Source organism: Streptomyces sp. NPDC002004, assembly GCF_053593975.1.
Genome location: NZ_JBSFDP010000008.1, coordinates 139,467 through 158,901, shown reverse-complemented (window position 1 = coordinate 158,901; position 19,435 = coordinate 139,467). Strand labels below are relative to the sequence as shown.

Sequence of the window (19,435 nt, the reverse complement as noted above, 5' to 3'; positions counted from 1 at the left end):
ACACCCTCCGGGCTCACCCGCCGTTCTCCGGCTCCTCCGACGGCCACGCACCGCGCGGCCACGGGCCGTCGGCCGGAGGGACACCGCCCTGCTCCTCCCGCCGCTCGCGCGACGCCGAAAGCGGGGGAGGGGCCGAGGACTTCGGGGGGCAGGCGGAGAACCTGGAGGACGGCGCGAGCAGGGCGGACAGACCGTCGTCCAGGCCGAGCCGCTCGGACTCGGTGCCCGGCGGGACCACCCGCAGGGTGCGCTCCAGCCAGGCGCACACCCCGGGGGAGGGCGCCTCCAGCAGCGCGTCGCCGTCCGGGGAGCTCAGCGCCAGCAGGACGACGCTCCGCCCGTCGGACTTCGCGGGCCACACGCGCACGTCGCCCTCCCCGCACGCGCGGAAGACGCCGTCCACGAGGAGATCCCGCGCGAACGTCCAGTGGACGGGGCGCGCCGAGCCGACGTGAAAGGCGATGTGGACGGCGTACGGGTCGTCGGTGCGGTAGCTCAGCAGGGCCGGGACCGGGACGCTGCGCTCCGGCGACAGTACGAGCCTCAGCTCCAGTTCGCGTTCCACCACGGTGTGCATCCTGTGCGTTCCTTTCCTCGATCGCCGGCCCGGGTGCGGGCCCGCAGGAGGAGAGAGCGGCGGGTGGCGCGGGCATTACGCGGGTTGCGCGGACTTTTTCCGAGGCGCACCGCCGTCCGTGCGGGCGTCTCGCCGGCCGCCACGCGGCGTCTCGACGGGCTGTGGTGGCAGCGTCTCGCACAAGGCCCTGCGGACGTTGACATTCCGGGGAGGGATGCCCGGATCGTGGGCCGTGCCGCCGGAGGGGCCCGGTCCCCGGCGCCGGTCTGATAGATGTGGACCCTCAACAGACCCCCGAGCAGATACGGGACGACGGACATGAGCGCCCCAACCCCCGGCCCCGGTGACGACAGGCCGCGCGAAGGGTATTACCCGGACCCGTCCATTCCTGGATATGTCCGCTACTGGAACGGTGCGGCGTGGGTGCCCGGTACGAGTCGTCCGGCGCCGACGGACGGCGAGCCGCTGCCGCCCCCGCCGGGGGTGACCCCCGCGTCGCTCGTGGAGGAGACGGGCCCGGTCTTCTTCGACGAGGAACCGCTGTCCGCGCAGTCCCAGGCCGCCGGACCGGAGACGACCGGGATCGACGGCGCGGCGGCCGATGCCGCGCTGCACGGCACCCGGCCGGAGCCGGCGACCGCGTGGGGCGCCGACCGCGCCCAGCAGTCCGGCTTCGGCGGGGACCAGGACCGCAGGATCTCCTGGGGCGCGGCACAGGGCGGCGATCCGCGGGCGGCGCTCCCGGACGGCGCCCCGGCCGCGGCCGGGGGCGCCCCGGGCACCGGAGCGGACGCGGAGTCCGGACGTGCGGGCGGCGCCTTCCCCGGCCCCGCGGGCAGGACGCCGGGCACCGACGGCACGATGACCATCCGTGCGGTGTCGCCGCGGACGGACGGGCCGAAGCAGGGGCCGCAGAGCTCGGCGCAGGCGGGCCCCGCGCCCTCGGGACCGCAGCAGATCGGTGCGGCATCCGGCGCCCCGTCCGCCCCCGCGAACCCGCAGCGGCCGGCCGCGCCGGGGATCGGCTCCGGGTCGGCCGCCGGTGCGCCGCAGCCCGGTGCCCGGCAGGCGCCGGCGCAGGGTCCGCCGCAGGCTGCTCCCGTCGCGCCGCAGGCCGCCACCGGCGGACCCCGGCATACCGCCGCACCGCAGGCAGCCGTGTCCGCCCCCGCCCAGCAGGGAACACCGGTGCCGCAGCAGGGCGGTTCGGGGTCCCCGCTCACCTCGGGACCCGGCGGCGGTCAGCCCTCGTGGGCGCAGCAGGTGCACCGGCTGGCACAGACCGCGGACGACTCGGAGAGCGTGGCGCCCTGGAAACCGCCCGTCGACGATCCGTTCCTCGCGGCGGTCCGGGCCCAGGCCGCCGCCCGCCCCGCGGCGCTCGGGAAGCGGTTCGTGGCGCGGCTGCTCGACACCCTCGTTCTCGGCGCGGTCACCGCGGCCGCCGCCGTGCCGCTCACCGTGCGGGCCGTCGACCACATCAACGGCAAGATCGACGAGGCGAAGCTGTCCGGCCGCACCGTCACGGTGTGGCTGATCGACGGCACGACCGCGGGATACCTCGGGGTCGTCCTCGCCGTGCTGCTCCTGTTCGGCGTCGTCTACGAGGCGCTGCCGACCGCCAGATGGGGCCGCACCCTCGGCAAGAAGCTGTGCGGACTCCAGGTGCGCGACATCGAGGGGCACGAGCCGCCGCCCTTCGGCGCGGCCCTGCGCCGGTGGCTCGTCTACAGCATCCCCGGAGTCCTGGTGATCGGTGTCGTGGGTGTGCTGTGGTGCCTGTTCGACCGTCCGTGGCGGCAGTGCTGGCACGACAAGGCAGCGGGTACGTTCGTCGCGGGCTGACACCTCGTCGGCCGTACCTCGTACGGCCGCTCGCCGGATGCGGAGCACGGGGGTTCGCGGTCGACTCGGGCCATGACCACCGAACCTCCGCCCCCGGGCTCGGGGCAGTCACCGGACGACGACCGGCCTCCGACGCCGCCGCCCGAGCAGCCGCCGTCCCAGCCACCGGGCGGCGGTTCCGGGCCGGGCGGCCCGCCTCCCGGCGAAGACGGCCCTTACGGCGCCCCGCCTCCCGGGGAGCCCGGTGGCCCGTACGGTGCCCCGCCTCCCGGCGGTGGTGGACCCGGTGGCCCGTACGGTGCCCCGCCCCCTGGTGGTGGTGGACCCGGTGGCCCGTACGGTGCCCCGCCCCCCGGCGGTGGTGGTCCGTACGGCGGGGGCGGCCCCTACGGCGGGGGCGAGCACGACCCCCTCGCCGGCATGCCGCCGCTCGCCGACAGCGGCAAGCGCGTCGTCGCCCGCATCATCGACATGATCATCGTCGGTGTGGTCGTCTGGCTGCTGTCCTGGGCGTTCGGGATCTTCGAGTACCAGGTGAACCCGGACAAGGTCGAGTACGGCAAGTCCTTCGCGGAGTCGCTGCTCGTCGCCGTGCTCTTCATCGCGTACGACACCTGGCTGATCGCCCGCTCCGGCCAGACCCTCGGCAAGAAGCTGCTCGGCATGCGTGTGGCCAACCTCGACGACGGCTCCACGCCGTCCGTGCAGACCAGCCTGGTCCGGGCGGCCGTGCTGTGGCTGCCGTTCGCGTTCTGCTGTGCCTGCATCTGGACGGCGATCGCGGGCGGTTGGTCCTTCTTCGACAAGCCCTTCAAGCAGGGCCTGCACGACAAGGCCGCCAAGACCGTCGAGGTCAGCGTCTGATCGCCGGACGCCGGCGGTCGTGGATCCAGGGCCGGCCGGGCGCGCATCCCTTCGCGCGCCCGGCCGGCCCTGTGTCTACGCGGCTCACGGGCCCGCGGGGCCCCGGACCGACTCCGCCTCCGCGCGGACCAGCTCTCGCACCGGGCGCGCCGCGCGGGGGCGCGGGCGGCGTACGGGGACCTGTTCCTCGGCGAGCGTCTCGATGGCCTCGACCGCCTCCGCTTCCGCCTCCGTGCGCGACCGCCGGGCCGTCCTCGGCATGGGTACCGTGACGGCGACCAGCAGCCCCAGTCCGAGGGCGGCGAGGGCGATGACCGCCACGCCGATGCCCGAACCGGTCTGCGAGAGCAGCAGCATGGCGAGGGTCGAGAAGACGACGGTGGCGATTCCGTAGGCGAACTGCGCGGCACTCGGACGAGCCATGGCGTTTTCCGTCCTCGGGATGGGCCCCCATGCCTTCTCGCCATGGGGAGGATGCGGATGAAGGGACGCGGAACGGTGTCGAGTTGGCTGTAGTGCGCCGTCAGCCGACTCTAATCGCCTGCATGCCCGAACGGAACTGGAAGTAAGCGTGACCTAACCCACGGTGTCGGTGCACAAGGGGCGCACGGAGTCATCCCGTCCACCAGGTGGACGGCGAAAAGCCCCCGGTGCGTGCCGCCCGCCCGCGAGGCGCGCTGTCGTCCGGATACCGGTGGTTCGGCGCCCGGACGGCGCGCATACCGGACTTGGCCTGTCCAAGTCAAGATCTGTCTTTTCCTGCGAGACTCCGGTCGAATGTCCTCCACTTGTGACGCGCCGACCACCGCGGACCTTCCTTGACCAAGACCCCGTCCGTGTGTGTGGCGCTGGGGAGGACTTTCAAGTGACAAGCAGACAGCGGGCGTTCAGAGCCGCATCGGTGGTCGTGGCCCTGGCCACGGCCACCGCCGTGTATACGGGAGCGGCGGGCCACACCACGGCCCTGGCCGCCGCCGGGAGCCCGGCCGCCGGCCACCAGGACCCGATGCCGGCGAAGGGACAGGTCGACCACGACCTCGACGGCCCCTTCAGCAAGCAGCAGGCACAGCAGCACAAGGCGGCCCTGGAGCAGGTGCTCGCGGGCGACAAGAAGGTGCACAAGCAGGGCGGTTCGGAGGTCGTCAAGCTCGCCGACAAGAAGTACGTCGAGCTGGGCCGCCAGAAGACCGACAAGATCTTCACGATCCTGGCGGAGTTCGGCGACAAGGTCGACAGCACGACGACCTTCGACCCGGACGGGGACGGCCCCAAGCCGCCGGTGCTCAAGTACGGCGGCACCGCCGGTCCGCTGCACAACCAGATAGCCGAGCCGGACCGTGCCAAGGACAACAGCACGGCCTGGCAGAAGGACTACGGACAGCAGCACTTCCAGGACCTGTACTTCGGCTCCGGCAAGGACAGGCACGGCAAGCAGAAGCACTCCCTGAAGACGTACTACGAGAAGACCTCGTCCGGCCGCTACTCGGTCGACGGTGAGGTCAGCGACTGGGTCAAGGTCCCGTGGAACGAGGCCCGCTACGGCTCGGACTACTGCGGCTCGACCAACTGCCCCAACGTCTGGGACCTGGTCCGCGACGGCGTCAACGCCTACGTGGCCGACCAGAAGGCCCAGGGCCGCACCACCGCGCAGATCAAGGCGGACCTGGCCAAGTACGACCAGTGGGACCGCTACGACCACGACCACGACGGCAACTTCAACGAGCCCGACGGTTACATCGACCACTTCCAGATCGTGCACGCCGGCGAGGACGAGTCCGCGGGCGGCGGCGTCCAGGGCACCAACGCCCTGTGGGCGCACCGCTGGTACGCGTACGGCAACGACGCCGGTCACACCGGTCCCGCGGACAACAAGGCGGGCGGCACCGAGATCGGTGACACCGGCATCTGGGTCGGCGACTACACGATGCAGCCGGAGAACGGCGGGCTCGGCGTCTTCGCGCACGAGTACGGCCACGACCTGGGTCTGCCGGACCTGTACGACACCACCGGCCAGGGCGAGAACTCGGTCGGGTTCTGGTCGCTGATGTCCGCCGGCTCCTGGCTGGGCACCGGCAAGGACAGCATCGGCGACATGCCGGGCGACATGACCGCGTGGGACAAGCTCCAGCTGGGCTGGCTCAACTACGCCAAGGCGAAGGCGGCCACCCGGTCCACGCACAAGCTGGGCGTCTCCGAGTACAACACCCGCAACAAGCAGGCGCTCGTCGTCACCCTCCCCAAGAAGAAGGTCACGACGACCGTCGTGAAGCCCGCCGAGGGCGCCAAGCAGTGGTGGAGCGACCAGGGCGACAACCTCAGCAACACGCTGACCCGTTCCGTCGACCTCACCGGCAAGTCGAAGGCCGAGCTGTCGCTCCAGGGCTGGTACGACATCGAGGAGAACTACGACTACCTCTACGCCGAGGCGTCCACGGACGGCGGTGCCAACTGGACCCCGCTGGACGGCACGGTCGACGGCAAGCCGATCACCCGTGACGGCGGCGACCGCCCGGCGCTGACCGGCACCTCCGGCGCGTACAAGAAGCTCGTCTACCCGCTCGACGCCTACGCGGGCAAGAAGGTCGACCTCCGCTTCCGTTACGCCACCGACGGCGGCACCGCGGGCAAGGGCTTCGCGGCCGACACCATCACGCTGACCGCCGACGGCGCCCCGGTCTTCACGGACAACGCCGAGTCCGGCGACAACGGCTGGACGGCCAAGGGCTTCTCGCGCATCGGCGAGTCCTTCACCAAGGACTACGACCAGTACTACATCGCCGAGAACCGCCAGTACGTGTCGTACGACAGGACCCTGAAGGTCGGCCCGTACAACTTCGGCTTCTCGAAGTCCCGTCCCGACTGGGTCGAGCACTACCCGTACCAGACCGGCCTGATGGTCTGGCTGTGGGACACCTCCCAGAAGGACAACAACGTCAGCCAGCACCCGGGCCAGGGCCTGATCCTGCCGGTCGACGCCCACGCCAAGCCGCTGAAGTGGACCGACGGAACGATCCTGCGCAACAAGATCCAGCCGTTCGACGCGCCCTTCAGCCGCTACGCGACGGACGCGATCACGCTGCACAACGCCGACGTGGCGCTGAAGATCCCCTCGCGGCGCGGGGTCCCGGTCTTCGACGACCACAGCGGGACCTACTGGTACGCGTCGAACCCGAACGGGAGCGTCAAGGTTCCTGACACCCACACCCAGATCAAGATCGTGAAGCAGCCGAAGAGCGGCTCGACGATCACGGTCCAGGTGGGCCGCGCGACGAAGTAATCGTCTTCCTCGCAGGTCAGAGCATGATCGGCCGCTACCCCCCTGGCGGGGTGGCGGCCGGTCGTGCTTAGGTGCCTCCTGTGAGTTCCTTATTGACGCGACGTCTTACGGGGGTGCTACAGGAATGTCCGTAGGTGGTTTCTGCAGGTTGCCGGGCGGCACGGTGGTCGTGGCGCTCGCGCTGCCCAGTCCTACGGCGCCGGGGTCCACGGTGCGGGTCCTCGTGCATGCGGTGAACCGGGCGCGGGCGCTGACGCGGCTGCGGAATCTCGGGCTTCGGGCGGTGTATCTGCGGGGCAACACCCACCCGCCGACCCCCGACGAGGTCACCGCCGTGCTTCACCATCCCGACGGGCTCATATGGCGTACGGTGCCCGACAGCGCCACGGAGCTCTGGCATCCGATCCGGACCCTCTTCCGCCAGCCGGCCCCCGGCTGCCCGACGCCCGGCACCAGCACCGGCCCCGGCCCCGCCGAACCGGGCCCCTCGCGCCCCGAACCCGGCACCCGCGCCGCCGACCCGCGCTCCCGCCCCGCGGCCGGAGCCGTGCCACCCACCCTGCACATCGCCTGACCAGCGGGCGCAGCCCGGCACCACGCCGGCCCCGCCGTGAGGGGCGCGTACCCCCACGGCGGGAAGCCGCGCAACAGCAGGCGCAAGGCGCGCAGCACCGGACGCACCCCGCCGAGGGGTGCGCGCTCGCGCGGCCACGCCTCAGGCGAGTACCGGCTTGCCCGAGAGTTCGACGCCCGCCGTGCGGAGTTCCTCCAGGGCCGCATCCGTGGTGTCGGCGGCGACGCCGGCCGTCAGGTCCAGCAGGACATGGGTCCGGAACCCTTCGCGCGTCGCGTCCAACGCGGTCGCGCGCACGCAGTGGTCCGTGGCGATCCCCACCACGTCGACCTCGGTGATCCCGCGCTCCCGCAGCCAGTGGCCCAGCGACACCCCGTTCTCGTCGGCGCCCTCGAAGCCGCTGTAGGCGGCCGCGTAAGCGCCCTTGTCGAAGACGGCGTCGACGGCGCCCGACGCGATGGCCGGCGCGAAGTTCGGGTGGAATCCCACGCCCTCGGTACCCGCGACGCAGTGCGCGGGCCAGGAGTGACGGAAGTCGGGCCGGTCGGAGAAGTGCTCGCCGGGCGCGATGTGGTGGTCGCGGGTGGCGACGACATGGCGATAGCCGGCCGGGGCCTGCCCGATCAGCTCGGTGATCGCGGCCGCGACCTCCGCACCCCCCGCGACCGCGAGGCTGCCACCCTCGCAGAAGTCGTTCTGCACATCGACGACGATCAAGGCGCGGCGCATAGCGGGTGTCCTTCGGATTGACGGCGAGCTCGAACGCTCGACGGTGAGGCGGATCGGAGGGGCGGAACGGTGGGGGGCGGATTCGACCGTCCGGGTGCAGGTGGGCGCTGCCGTTGCATTCCCGCTCACCCGCCGTTCATTCCTTCTGCCCACGGGACGGGACGCGAGGGGCTGCCGAGCCGTTCAGACGTACTCCGTCGGAATCACGGGTTCCCCGCGGGACAGCTGTGTCGCCGACAGCGGCAGGTTCGCGCGCGCGGCCGCGTGCCGGTCCCGTACGACGTCCAGCGGCTCGCGGGCGACGACCTCGCCGCCCTTGACCAGCTCGGCCAGCAGCTGCCGGTCGGCCAGCTCGGCGGGCACCGGTCCGGTGCCGACGACCTCGGCCTCGGCCGCCCCGTACGCGTCCAGCCGCCGCGCCGCCCACTTGCGGCCGCCGATGGACGTCTTGCCGCCCGTCGACCGCTTCGCGACGGGCACCAGCGGGGCCACCGGATCGCTGGACTCCGCACGCGCGACGAGCTTGTAGACCATGGAGCACGTCGGGTGCCCGGACCCGGTGACCAGCTGCGTTCCCACGCCGTACGCGTCGACGGGGGCGGCCGCCAGGGAGGCGATCGCGTATTCGTCGAGGTCGGAGGTCACCACGATGCCGGTGTTCGTCGCTCCCAGCGCGTCCAGCTGCTGGCGCACCCGGTGGGCCACCAGCAGCAGGTCGCCGGAGTCGATGCGAACGGCGCCGAGCTCGGGGCCCGCGATGTCCACCGCGGCGCGCACGGCCTCGGCGACGTCATAGGTGTCGACGAGCAGCGTCGTCCCCCGTCCGAGGGAATCCACCTGGGCGCGGAAGGCGTCCCGCTCGCTGTCGTGCAGCAGCGTGAACGCGTGCGCGGACGTGCCGACCGTCGGAATGTCGTAGCGGAAGCCCGCGGCGAGGTCCGAGGTGCTCGCGAAGCCGCCGATGTACGCGGCGCGGGACGCGGCGACGGCGGCCAGCTCGTGGGTGCGCCGCGCGCCCATCTCGATCAGCGGGCGGCCCCCGGCGGCGGACGACATACGGGAGGCCGCCGCGGCGATCGCCGAGTCGTGGTTGAGGATCGACAGGATCACCGTCTCCAGCAGCACGCATTCGGCGAAGGAGCCCTCGACGCGCATGATCGGCGAGCCGGGGAAGTAGACCTCGCCCTCCGGGTATCCCCAGATGTCACCGCCGAAGTGGTACTCGGCGAGCCATGCGAGCGTCGGCTCGTCGACGACTCCGCGCTCCCGCAGGAAGTCGAGGACGGGCCCGTCGAAGCGGAAGTTCTCGACGGCGTCCAGGACGCGCCCGGTGCCCGCCACGACGCCGTAGCGACGCCCTTCGGGCAGCCGGCGCGTGAAGACCTCGAAGACCGACCGGCGGTCGGCGGTGCCTCCGCGCAGGGCCGCCTGGAGCATCGTCAGCTCGTAGTGATCCGTGAACAGCGCCGTCGACGGAACGTCCACCGGCAACCCAAGGTCCGCAGTGTTCATACGAGGGATGCTACCCCCATCTCGTCACTTTGACGAATAGCCCTGGGTGGGGACCGGTGAAGACCGTCGGGCCGCCCCGCGGCGCCCAGGGCCGCGGCCGGCCCGTCGGAGCGCGGCAGGCCGTGCGACCAGGCGCGTTTGTGCAGTCCCCCACCCCAGGTGGCAGCATGGGCCTCGTGACGGCACCTGCTCCCCTGGAGATCGAAAAGCCCGAGTCGGCGGAAGAGGCGTACGCCGTCCCCGAGCCGGATGTCCCATGGGTCACGATCGTCCACAACGACCCGGTCAATCTGATGAGCTATGTGACCTACGTCTTCCAGGCGTACTTCGGCTATTCGAAGGACAAGGCCACGAAGCTGATGCTCGACGTGCACCACAAGGGGCGCGCGGTCGTCTCCAGCGGCACCCGCGAGGAGATGGAACGGGACGTACAGGCCATGCACGGCTACGGGCTGTGGGCCACGCTTCAGCACGACCGCAAGTAGCCGTCGCACGGCCGCCCGGGTCCGCGGACCCTTCGGCCCCCGGGCCCGCAGACCTTCACGATCCGAAGACCGGAAGCAGCGAACTGACCCCATGCCTGGAACCTTCGAACCGATCCCCGGTGGCGGCGCCGCCGTCGCGCTCGACGAGGTGGAGATCTCGATCATCCGGTCGCTCGCGGTCCAGCTGCTCGAGCTGCTGGGCCCCGGACCCGCGGAGGACGCTCCCGACGACCCGCTCGCCGAGCTCTTCGCCGAGGGCCCGAGCGAGCCGCCCGCCGATCCGGTGCTGCGCCGCTTCTTCCCGGACGCCTACGGCCCCGGCGGTGAGGAGGAGGACGCCGCGGACGTGCAGGACACGGAGGAGGCGCGGGAGCGGCGCGCCCGCTCGTCGGAGTTCCGCCGCTTCACCGAGAACGATCTGCGCGCCCGCAAGCGCGAGGACGCCCTCGCCGTCATCCGCTCCCTGGACTCGCTGACCGTCGCCGGCGAGGGCGGGGCCGTGCTGAAGCTGTCCGCCGACGACTCGCGGCAGTGGCTCGGCGCCCTCAACGACCTGCGTCTCGCGATCGGCGCCCGGCTCGAGGTCGCGGACGAGGACGACACCGACGAGCTCTACCAGCTGCCCGACGCCGACCCGCGCAAGCCGATGGTCATGGCGTACCTCTGGCTGGGCGGGCTGCAGGAGACGCTTGTCAGCACCTTGATGCCGTGAGCTCCTGTACAGCCAGCGGGATGTTCGCTCAGCGGACGCTCAAATCCGGATAACGATCCTGTCACCGCATCGCCCCTTTATGGGAGCGTCTGTCTGTTTCGTTCGTCTCTGCCTGAGGCGTGTGCCACACGTGCCTCACGCGATCAGTGTGAACGCCGTGATAAATCTGCACGACCACCCGGCGGGGCGACACCCCTGTGCCGCCGGGGGCGCCCCAGCCGGCTGACCGCCGGTAGGCACGGCTCCATCACCATCCGGGGGACGGCCCCCAAGGATCGTCACAGTCGGTCCGAAGCCAGCACGGCTCGGATCGGCATGGAGAAAGGCGCACATCATGACCTCAGTGCAGGTCGACAAGCATCACGACGGCAGTGAGGCCGTGGAGGACGGCCAGTCCGAGGGATACCAGCGCGGGCTCGGCGCCCGTCAGATCCAGATGATCGCGATCGGCGGTGCCATCGGCACCGGCCTGTTCCTCGGTGCGGGCAAGGGCATCTCCAAGGCGGGGCCCAGCCTGATCCTCGCGTACGCCATCGCAGGCCTCGTCATCTTCTTCATCATGCGGGCGCTCGGCGAGCTCCTCATGTACCGCCCCGTGTCGGGCTCCTTCTCGGAGTACGCGCGCGAGTTCATCGGCCCCTTCGCGGGCTTCGTGACCGGATGGACGTACTGGCTCTTCTGGGTCGTCACCGGCATCACCGAGGTCACCGCGGCGGCCACCTACATGACGTACTGGTGGAACATCCCGCAGTGGGTCTCCGCCCTCGTCTTCACGGTCATCCTCTACGGCGCGAACCTGATCTCCGTGAAGCTCTTCGGTGAGCTCGAGTTCTGGTTCTCCATGGTCAAGGTCACCGCGATCGTCGGCATGATCCTCATCTGCGCCGGCATCCTCACGCTCGGTTTCTCCGACGCCGGCGACACCGCGTCCGTCACCCACCTGTGGAGCGACGGCGGCTTCTTCCCGCACGGCATCGGCAACACCCTGATGACCCTCCAGATGGTCATGTTCGCCTTCCTCGCCGTCGAGCTCGTCGGCGTCACCGCGGGCGAGTCCAAGGACCCGAAGACCGTGCTGCCCAAGGCCATCAACACCGTGCCGTGGCGTATCGCCGTCTTCTACGTCGGCGCGCTGATCATGATCCTGTCGGTCGTGCCGTGGACCAACTTCCAGCCGGGCGTCTCCCCGTTCGTGGCCGCCTTCGAGAAGATGGGCCTGGCCGCGGGCGCCGGCATCGTCAACTTCGTCGTCCTGACCGCCGCGCTGTCCTCCTGCAACTCCGGCATGTACTCCACCGGCCGCATGCTGCGCGACCTCGCGCTCAACGGCCAGGGCCCGAAGTTCTTCACCAAGCTCACCCGGAGCGGCACCCCGCTGGTCGGCACGACGGTCTCCGCCGCGCTGATGATGGTCGGCGTCTGGATCAACTACCAGTGGCCCGGCGACGCCTTCAACTACGTCGTCTCCTTCGCCACCATCTCCGGCATGTGGGCCTGGATCGTGATCCTCTTCTGCCAGATCCGCTACCGCCTCAAGGCCGACCGCGGCGAGCTGCCGCAGTCCGAGTTCAAGGCCCCCGGCGGCATCTGGGCCAGCGCCCTCTCGCTCGCCTTCATCGGCATGGTGATCGTGATGATGGGCATCGACAAGGACGCCCGTATCTCGCTCTACTGCGCACCGCTGTGGGCCCTGATCCTGGGCGTCTCCTACCTGGCGCTCAAGAGCCGCAACCCGCAGGCCGCGGCCTTCAACAAGCAGGACCGCACCCTGACGAAGGACTGAGGTCCGCCGCAGGGCGGGTCGCAACCGCAGCGCCGCAGGACGGGCCGCACCCGCGGCCCGGGCGCCGGCCGAAGAACCGGCCGGGCGGCACCGCTGTCCAGCATTCGGGCCCGTACGTACCGCACTCCGGTACGTACGGGCCTTCTGCTTATGCTGGCCGACATGCTGACCATCACCCAGGCCCTCCACGACGAGATCGTCGCCCATGCGCGCCAGGACCACCCCGACGAGGCGTGCGGCGTCGTGGCCGGCCCCGTGGGCTCCGGGCGCCCCGAGCGGTTCATCCCGATGCTGAACGCGGCCCGCTCGCCCACGTTCTACGAGTTCGACTCGGGCGACCTGCTCAAGCTCTACCGCGAGATGGACGACCGGGACGAGGAGCCGGTGATCATCTACCACTCGCACACGGCGACCGAGGCCTACCCCTCGCGCACGGACATCAGCTACGCCAACGAGCCCGGCGCCCACTACGTCCTGGTCTCCACGGCGGATGCCGACGATGCGGGTCCGTTCCAGTTCCGGTCGTTCCGGATCGTGGACGGTGTGGTGACGGAGGAGCAGGTCAGGGTCGTGGAGGCGTACTGAACGCCCCGGTCCGCACCCTTGGCCCTTTTCATCATCCGAACATGATCATCCCGGAATGTGAGATCACACTCCGGGGCTGCGACCGGGAATCGATACGATGACCGCATGGTTCCGAACGACGTGAGCGACAAGACGCCGGGCATGCTGCTCGCTCCGTCCGCTTGCGCTCGCTCCGCCTCCGCTCTTCTCGGCGCCTTCGGATGCGGAGCGGCGCGGCTGCACGTCGACCTGTGCAGGTCCAACAGCGCCATCTGTCCGCGCTGACGCCTGCCGCCGCACGGCCGCGAGCCGCGGCGACGCACGCGCACCACCCTGCTTTCCCCGCGCAGCCGCGCGCCCCCCGAGCCCTCGACTCCGCTCGAGCAGGGGGATCCCCACCCTGACCTTTCCGACAGGAGCCCCCAGCCATGGCCATCGAGGTCCGCATCCCGACCATCCTCCGCCAGTACACCGACGGCGCGAAGGCCGTCGAGGGCAGCGGGGACACCCTCGCCGATCTCTTCGCCGACCTCGAGACCCGGCACGCCGGCATCCAGGCCCGCATCGTCGACGGCGGCCAGCTCCGCCGCTTCGTCAACGTGTACCTGAACGACGAGGACGTCCGCTTCCTGGAGGGGATCAACACCAAGCTCTCCGACGGCGACAACGTCACGATCCTGCCGGCCGTGGCCGGCGGTATGGCCTGATCGGCGATGCGGTACGACTCCCCGCTCGCCGCGGTCGGCAATACGCCGCTCGTCCGGCTGCCGCGGCTCTCGCCCTCCGAGGACGTACGGATCTGGGCGAAGCTGGAGGACCGCAACCCGACCGGCTCGGTCAAGGACCGCCCCGCGCTCCACATGATCGAACAGGCCGAGAAGGACGGCCGGTTGACGCCCGGCTGCACCATCCTCGAGCCCACCTCCGGCAACACCGGCATCTCGCTCGCCATGGCGGCCAGGCTCAAGGGCTACCGCATCGTGTGCGTCATGCCGGAGAACACCTCGCAGGAGCGGCGTGACCTGCTCGCCATGTGGGGCGCCGAGATCGTCTCGTCCCCGGCGGCGGGCGGCTCCAACACCGCCGTGCGCGTCGCCAAGGAGCTCGCCGGGCAGCATCCCGACTGGGTGATGCTCTACCAGTACGGCAACCCGGACAACGCGGGCGCGCACTACGCCACCACCGGGCCGGAGATCCTCGCCGACCTCCCCTCCGTCACGCACTTCGTCGCGGGGCTCGGCACCACCGGCACCCTCATGGGCGTGGGCCGCTACCTGCGCGAACACAAGCCGGACGTCAAGATCGTCGCCGCGGAGCCGCGCTACGACGACCTCGTGTACGGGCTGCGGAACCTGGACGAGGGCTTCGTCCCGGAGCTGTACGACGCCTCGGTCCTGACCACCCGCTTCTCCGTCGGCTCCGCCGACGCCGTCACCCGCACCCGCGAACTGCTCCAGCAGGAGGGCATCTTCGCGGGCGTCTCCACCGGCGCCGCGCTGCACGCCGCGATCGGTGTCGGCAGGAAGGCGCTCAAGGCGGGCGAGAGCGCCGACATCGTGTTCGTCGTGGCCGACGGTGGCTGGAAGTACCTCTCCACCGGCGTCTACACCGCGGCCACCACCGAGGAGGCCATCGAGAGGCTCCAGGGCCAGCTCTGGGCGTAACGTTTCCAGGGGGTGTCCCCCCACGGACCGGGCCGGGACCCAGGACCCCGGCTCGAGCCGCGGGACGCCCCCTGGGCCCTGTCATGGGCGGCCGGGAGACACCCGGCGTCAGGGCCTAGCTCGCGAGATGGCGGACCTGGTCCCACAGGGCGGGGTCCACCACCCCGGCCCGGCGGCGGAACTCCCACAGGGGTACGCGGCGCAGCTCGTCCGTCTCCAGGAAGCTCGGGCGGCCGTGGCCGTCGCCGATCGAACCCGGGGGCAGCGGGATCACCCCCGCGTGCTCGTCGTGGTACTTGCTGGTGATCTTCGCGACCAGCGCGCTGTCCCCGCGCACCGACAACACCAGACACGGCCGGTCCTTCTCGCCGGGCCCGTCCTCGTACGGAACCTTCGCCCACCAGATCTCCGCCTGCTGCGGACGCGGGCCCCGCCCACCCGGACCCCTCGACCGCCTCGGCGGCCTGCTCGGCCCGGCCGGGCGCCGGCGACCCCGCCCCCAGCCGTCGAGCAGCGTCGCCACGAGCGCGAGCAGCACGACGGCGGCCAGCGCGAGCCACCACGACGTGTCCATAACGACGACGGTACCGGCGCGTCGCGTGGGGCGCCCGTTCCCGTCCGGCGCCCGTCCCGCCCCACCTGACGATCCCCCAGGGACGGACGACCGGGACCCGCCGCAGGGCGCTTTTCCATGGCGCGCTCCAGGTCCATCCGAACCGGTGATCCCGCTCGTGAGTTCAACCACAACAGCCCCCGGCGAAGCGGCGACCCGCCCTTTTGCGCCTTACGCTCAACGGACCGCACGACCCCCGTTCTCCTTCCTGCACCGTCTGCCAGCGCGGAGGTTCCAGCTCCTATGAAGCTCACCGTCGTCGGCTGCTCGGGGTCGTTCCCGTCCGCGGAATCGGCCTGCTCGAGCTACCTCGTCGAAGCCGACGGCTTCCGGCTGCTCCTCGACATGGGCAACGGCGCCCTGGGTGAGCTGCAGCGCCACTGCGGTCTCTACGACCTCGACGCGATCTTCCTCAGCCATCTGCACGCCGATCACTGCATCGACATGCTCGGCTACTTCGTGGCGCGGTACTACCGCCACGAGGGCGGCCGGGCCGAGCCCATCCCGGTCTACGGGCCGGAGGGCACCGAGCAGCGGCTCACCACGGCGTACGCGGACACGCCGTCCGCGTCCTCGATGAGCGAGGTCTTCGACTTCCACACGCTCAAGCCGGGCGCGTTCGACATCGGCCCCTTCGCCGTCCGCACCGAGAAGATGCGGCACCCCGTCGAGGCGTATGCCATCCGGATCGAGCACGGGGGCCGGTCGCTCACCTACTCCGGGGACACCGGGGTGTCCGAGGCGCTCGACGAGCTCGCCCGCGACACGGACCTGTTCCTCTGCGAGGCGGCCTTCACCTGGGGCAAGGAGAGCATTCCCGACCTGCACCTCAACGGCAGGGAGGCGGGCGAGAGCGCGCAGCGCGCCGGGGCCCGGCGGCTTCTGCTCACCCACATCCCGCCGTGGACCGACCCCGAGGTCAATCTCGCGGACGCCCGCGCGGTGTACTCGGGTCCGGCGGACCTGGCCGCGCCGCGCGTGACGTACGTGATCTGAGGCCCGCCCCGCCCGGGAACCGGCCCGAGGACCGGGCGCCCCGGGCGCCCGAGGAGGCCCGGGCGCACCCGACGGAGCCCACGCACGGAAAACCCCCGCTGTCCCTGTCCGACAGCGGGGGTTCCCGGTTCGTGGGGGCCGTCCCGGCCCTACTTGGCCTCGGCCTTCTGCAGCTCGGCGAGCTCCTCGTCCGACTCCCGGCCCGGGGTCGGGAGGTTGAACTTGATGATCGCGAAGCGGAAGACCACGTAGTAGACGGCCGCGAAGCAGAGGCCGACGAGCGCCAGGCCCCACGGGTTGGACGCGATGCCGAGGTTCAGTCCGAAGTCGACCAGACCGGCGGAGAAGCCGAAGCCGTCGCGCATGCCGAGCGCCCAGGTCAGCGCCATGGAGACACCGGTCAGCACCGCGTGGATCGCGTACAGCACCGGTGCGATGAACATGAACGTGAACTCGATCGGCTCGGTGACACCGGTGATGAACGAGGTCAGTGCCAGCGAGAGCATCATGCCGCCGACGACCTTGCGGCGCTCCGGACGGGCGCAGTGCGTGATCGCGAGGCAGGCCGCGGGGAGGGCGAACATCATGATCGGGAAGAAGCCGGTCATGAACTGGCCCGCGTGCGGGTCGCCGGCCAGGAAGCGGGCGATGTCGCCGTGCTTGCCGTGGTAGTCACCGGCCTGGAACCAGGGGAACGAGTTGAGCAGGTGGTGCATGCCCACCGGGATCAGCGCGCGGTTCAGGACGCCGAAGACGCCCGCGCCGATGGCGCCGGAGCCGACCAGGTGCTCGCCGAAGCTGTGCAGACCCGTGCCGAGGACCGGCCAGATGAGGCCGAAGACGATGCCGACGAGCAGACCCGCGAAGGCGGAGAGGATCGGCACGAGACGGCGGCCGCCGAAGAAGCCCGCCCAGTCCGGCAGCTTGGTCCGGTAGAACTTCTGGTACAGCAGCGCGACCACGATGCCCATGACGACACCGCCGAGGACACCCGCGTTGACCGGGGCCTCATTGTTGACGATCTTGCCGTCGACGACCGCGGCGACCTTGGGCAGGTTGGGATCGGTGAACGTCGCCAGCACCTTCTGGAAGACCAGGTAGCCGGTGACGGCGGCGAGCGCGGTGGAACCGTCCGACTTCTTGGCGAAGCCGATGGCGATGCCCACGGCGAACAGCAGCGCCATGTTGTCGAGGATCGCCCCGCCGCCCGCGGCCATGTAGCCCGCGATCTTCTGGATGAAGGTGGGGAAGGAGGCCCGGCCGAGCATGTCGGTGTTCCCGAGCCGGACCAGGAGTGCGGCTGCCGGCAGCACGGCGACCGGCAGCATCAGGCTGCGGCCGATGCGCTGCAGAACAGCCATCGCGCCGGCGCCCTTCTTCTTCTCGGCCGCGGGAGCGGCGCTGGCCGTGGTCACAACTTCCTCCAGGGGGCTGGGCACCGACGCATCGTCGCGCGGCGTATGGTCTACACCACTCAGTGGTGTAGACCTGTTGTAGCACGGTGAGGGCGGGATAAGGAACCCATGATTCCTGTGGTCCGCCCCATTCCGGGCATGACAGGAAAACCGACCATAAGGGACCTTGCGTGTGTGTCGGTAGGACCTGGGCCACAGGGCTGCGGTGCGGGCGATTCCCGGTCGGTCGACGTGGATTCAACCGGCGGTGACGCGCCGCGCCGCCCCGCTCCAGGGCTGGTCGCCCGGCGTTGTCCGTTGATCCCCGTTGTGGACGAGGCCGGGGCGCTCGGGGGTGTCATGCCGCAGGTTCGGGGCGGGCGACGTCGGGCTCTCGGTGCTCACCGGCGCCCTCCCCTCCTGCTCGTGGGCGAGTTCGATGCTCGTCCTAGACTGGTGTAGACCAGTGCAAGGGTCGAGCGGTCGAGCCGCGGTGGACGCCCGCCCGGCAGGGGCTCGTATGGTGATCGTCATCTTTGGATACGGGTGACGTGACCGCTCGCGAAGTGGGGCCAACCGTGCGTTACCGTGACAAGACGGACCTACGGTGGGCCGTTCGTCAGGGACCAGGGAGAAGAAGAGATGGCCAGCAAGGCTGAGAAGATCGTCGCGGGGCTCGGCGGCATCGACAACATCGAGGAGATCGAGGGCTGCATCACCCGGCTGCGCACCGAGGTCAGCGACCCGAGCCTGGTCGACGAGGCCGCGCTCAAGGCCGCCGGTGCCCACGGCGTGGTCAAGATGGGCACCGCGATCCAGGTCGTCATCGGCACCGACGCGGACCCCATCGCCGCCGACATCGAAGACATGATGTGAGTTCTCGAACCCGTTCCTGAGGCTCACCCGTGAGGGGCCGCTTTCCGTACCGGAAGCGGCCCCTCGGTCGCGTACGGATAGGGTCGGAGCCATGTCTCGTATCGACGGCCGCACCCCCGAACAACTCCGCCCGGTCACCATCCAGCGCGGGTGGAGCAAGCATGCCGAGGGCTCCGTCCTCGTCTCCTTCGGCGACACCAAGGTCTTCTGCACCGCCTCCGTCACCGAAGGCGTACCGCGCTGGCGCAAGGGCTCCGGCGAGGGCTGGGTCACCGCCGAGTACGCGATGCTGCCCCGCTCCACCAACACCCGCGGCGACCGCGAGTCCGTCAAGGGCAAGATCGGTGGCCGCACCCACGAGATCTCCCGTCTCATCGGCCGCTCCCTGCGCGCCGTCGTCGACTACAAGGCCCTCGGCGAGAACACGATCGTCCTCGACTGCGACGTCCTCCAGGCCGACGGCGGCACCCGCACCGCCGCCATCACCGGCGCCTACGTCGCCCTCGCCGACGCCGTCGCCTGGGCGCGCGGCAAGAAGCTCATCAAGGCGGGCCGCCAGCCCCTCACCGGCACGGTTTCCGCGGTCTCCGTCGGCATCGTCGGCGGTGTGCCGCTGCTCGACCTCTGCTACGAGGAGGACGTGCGCGCCGACACCGACATGAACGTCGTCTGCACCGGCGACGGCCGCTTCGTCGAGGTCCAGGGCACCGCCGAGGCCGAGCCGTTCGCCCGCGACGAGCTCAACTCGCTCCTCGACCTCGCGACCGCCGGCTGCACCGAGCTGGCGGAGATCCAGCGCGCGGCGCTCGCCGGGGAGCTGTGACGGCACTCCCGCGGTGAGCCGCTGCCCGCCGCAGGTGACGACCGCCGGCGGCGGAGCACGTCCCGGCACGGGCAAAGAGGCAACCAAGAAGGCGCCGTCGGCGTTCTAACGAGTGCGGGCGCGCGGGCCACATCGTGCGCCCGTCCG

Annotated in this window: 19 protein-coding genes and 1 pseudogene; 14 read left to right on the top strand and 6 right to left on the bottom strand. The window is 70.9% G+C overall.

What is annotated here, in order from left to right; all coding sequences use genetic code 11:
• Positions 1-13 precede the first annotated feature (13 nt).
• Complete coding sequence (locus tag ACWCP6_RS15670; protein ID WP_450932964.1) at positions 14-577, bottom strand: SsgA family sporulation/cell division regulator; 564 nt, start codon at positions 575-577, stop codon at positions 14-16.
• 318 nt (positions 578-895) lie between these two features.
• Between ACWCP6_RS15670 and ACWCP6_RS15665 the strand changes: the two genes are divergently transcribed.
• Together ACWCP6_RS15665 and ACWCP6_RS15660 are read left to right on the top strand one after the other, a co-directional pair.
• Complete coding sequence (locus ACWCP6_RS15665) at positions 896-2,422, top strand: RDD family protein (protein ID WP_450932963.1); 1,527 nt, start codon at positions 896-898, stop codon at positions 2,420-2,422.
• A 72-nt stretch (positions 2,423-2,494) separates the two neighbouring features.
• On the top strand, positions 2,495-3,286 hold the full coding sequence (locus ACWCP6_RS15660) for an RDD family protein (protein ID WP_450932962.1): 792 nt from the start codon (positions 2,495-2,497) through the stop codon (positions 3,284-3,286).
• A gap of 84 nt (positions 3,287-3,370) precedes the next feature.
• On the opposite strand, the gene ACWCP6_RS15655 is transcribed toward ACWCP6_RS15660, so the two are convergent.
• Positions 3,371-3,709 carry a hypothetical protein gene (locus ACWCP6_RS15655; protein ID WP_450932961.1) on the bottom strand — a complete coding sequence of 113 codons (339 nt, stop codon included), beginning with the start codon at positions 3,707-3,709 and terminating at the stop codon, positions 3,371-3,373.
• A gap of 583 nt (positions 3,710-4,292) precedes the next feature.
• Between ACWCP6_RS15655 and ACWCP6_RS15650 the strand changes: the two genes are divergently transcribed.
• Positions 4,293-6,563 (top strand): immune inhibitor A domain-containing protein, encoded by a 2,271-nt coding sequence (locus tag ACWCP6_RS15650; RefSeq protein WP_450933062.1) that lies wholly within the window; start codon positions 4,293-4,295, stop codon positions 6,561-6,563.
• Positions 6,564-6,687: 124 nt separating this feature from the next.
• A pseudogene (locus tag ACWCP6_RS15645) lies at positions 6,688-6,993 on the top strand (hypothetical protein); the annotation flags it as partial.
• Positions 6,994-7,278: 285 nt separating this feature from the next.
• On the opposite strand, the gene ACWCP6_RS15640 reads toward ACWCP6_RS15645, so the two are convergent.
• Both ACWCP6_RS15640 and ACWCP6_RS15635 read right to left on the bottom strand, forming a co-directional pair.
• Entirely contained in the window at positions 7,279-7,866 is a 588-nt protein-coding gene (locus ACWCP6_RS15640) for an isochorismatase family protein (RefSeq protein WP_450932960.1), read from the bottom strand.
• Between the two features lie 183 nt (positions 7,867-8,049).
• A complete protein-coding gene (locus tag ACWCP6_RS15635) occupies positions 8,050-9,378 on the bottom strand; it encodes a nicotinate phosphoribosyltransferase (RefSeq protein ID WP_450932959.1) in 1,329 nt (442 codons plus the stop codon).
• 167 nt (positions 9,379-9,545) lie between these two features.
• Here ACWCP6_RS15635 and clpS point away from each other — a divergent pair, with 167 nt between their 5' ends.
• From clpS to ACWCP6_RS15600, 7 genes are all read left to right on the top strand, one after another.
• Positions 9,546-9,863 (top strand): ATP-dependent Clp protease adapter ClpS, encoded by a 318-nt coding sequence (gene clpS / locus ACWCP6_RS15630; RefSeq protein ID WP_450932958.1) that lies wholly within the window; start codon positions 9,546-9,548, stop codon positions 9,861-9,863.
• A gap of 91 nt (positions 9,864-9,954) precedes the next feature.
• Positions 9,955-10,575 (top strand): DUF2017 domain-containing protein, encoded by a 621-nt coding sequence (locus ACWCP6_RS15625; RefSeq protein WP_450932957.1) that lies wholly within the window; start codon positions 9,955-9,957, stop codon positions 10,573-10,575.
• Between the two features lie 334 nt (positions 10,576-10,909).
• Positions 10,910-12,358 (top strand): amino acid permease, encoded by a 1,449-nt coding sequence (locus ACWCP6_RS15620; RefSeq protein ID WP_450932956.1) that lies wholly within the window; start codon positions 10,910-10,912, stop codon positions 12,356-12,358.
• A gap of 162 nt (positions 12,359-12,520) precedes the next feature.
• Positions 12,521-12,943: a Mov34/MPN/PAD-1 family protein gene (locus ACWCP6_RS15615; protein ID WP_450932955.1), complete on the top strand. Its 423-nt coding sequence runs from the start codon at positions 12,521-12,523 to the stop codon at positions 12,941-12,943.
• 105 nt (positions 12,944-13,048) lie between these two features.
• Complete coding sequence (locus ACWCP6_RS15610) at positions 13,049-13,207, top strand: putative leader peptide (protein WP_450932954.1); 159 nt, start codon at positions 13,049-13,051, stop codon at positions 13,205-13,207.
• A gap of 143 nt (positions 13,208-13,350) precedes the next feature.
• Positions 13,351-13,629 (top strand): MoaD/ThiS family protein, encoded by a 279-nt coding sequence (locus ACWCP6_RS15605; RefSeq protein ID WP_450932953.1) that lies wholly within the window; start codon positions 13,351-13,353, stop codon positions 13,627-13,629.
• A 6-nt stretch (positions 13,630-13,635) separates the two neighbouring features.
• Positions 13,636-14,586 (top strand): PLP-dependent cysteine synthase family protein, encoded by a 951-nt coding sequence (locus ACWCP6_RS15600; RefSeq protein WP_450932952.1) that lies wholly within the window; start codon positions 13,636-13,638, stop codon positions 14,584-14,586.
• Positions 14,587-14,701: 115 nt separating this feature from the next.
• On the opposite strand, the gene ACWCP6_RS15595 is transcribed toward ACWCP6_RS15600, so the two are convergent.
• Positions 14,702-15,160, bottom strand: coding sequence for a type II toxin-antitoxin system PemK/MazF family toxin (locus ACWCP6_RS15595; RefSeq protein WP_450932951.1), 459 nt, complete (start codon positions 15,158-15,160; stop codon positions 14,702-14,704).
• A gap of 282 nt (positions 15,161-15,442) precedes the next feature.
• Here ACWCP6_RS15595 and ACWCP6_RS15590 point away from each other — a divergent pair, with 282 nt between their 5' ends.
• Positions 15,443-16,195, top strand: coding sequence for an MBL fold metallo-hydrolase (locus ACWCP6_RS15590; RefSeq protein WP_450932950.1), 753 nt, complete (start codon positions 15,443-15,445; stop codon positions 16,193-16,195).
• A gap of 149 nt (positions 16,196-16,344) precedes the next feature.
• On the opposite strand, the gene ACWCP6_RS15585 is transcribed toward ACWCP6_RS15590, so the two are convergent.
• A complete protein-coding gene (locus tag ACWCP6_RS15585) occupies positions 16,345-17,610 on the bottom strand; it encodes a PTS transporter subunit EIIC (protein ID WP_450932949.1) in 1,266 nt (421 codons plus the stop codon).
• A gap of 621 nt (positions 17,611-18,231) precedes the next feature.
• Between ACWCP6_RS15585 and ACWCP6_RS15580 the strand changes: the two genes are divergently transcribed.
• Together ACWCP6_RS15580 and rph are read left to right on the top strand one after the other, a co-directional pair.
• Complete coding sequence (locus tag ACWCP6_RS15580; RefSeq protein ID WP_450932948.1) at positions 18,232-18,465, top strand: glucose PTS transporter subunit EIIB; 234 nt, start codon at positions 18,232-18,234, stop codon at positions 18,463-18,465.
• 91 nt (positions 18,466-18,556) lie between these two features.
• A complete protein-coding gene (gene rph / locus ACWCP6_RS15575) occupies positions 18,557-19,288 on the top strand; it encodes a ribonuclease PH (RefSeq protein WP_450932947.1) in 732 nt (243 codons plus the stop codon).
• Positions 19,289-19,435: the final 147 nt, after the last annotated feature.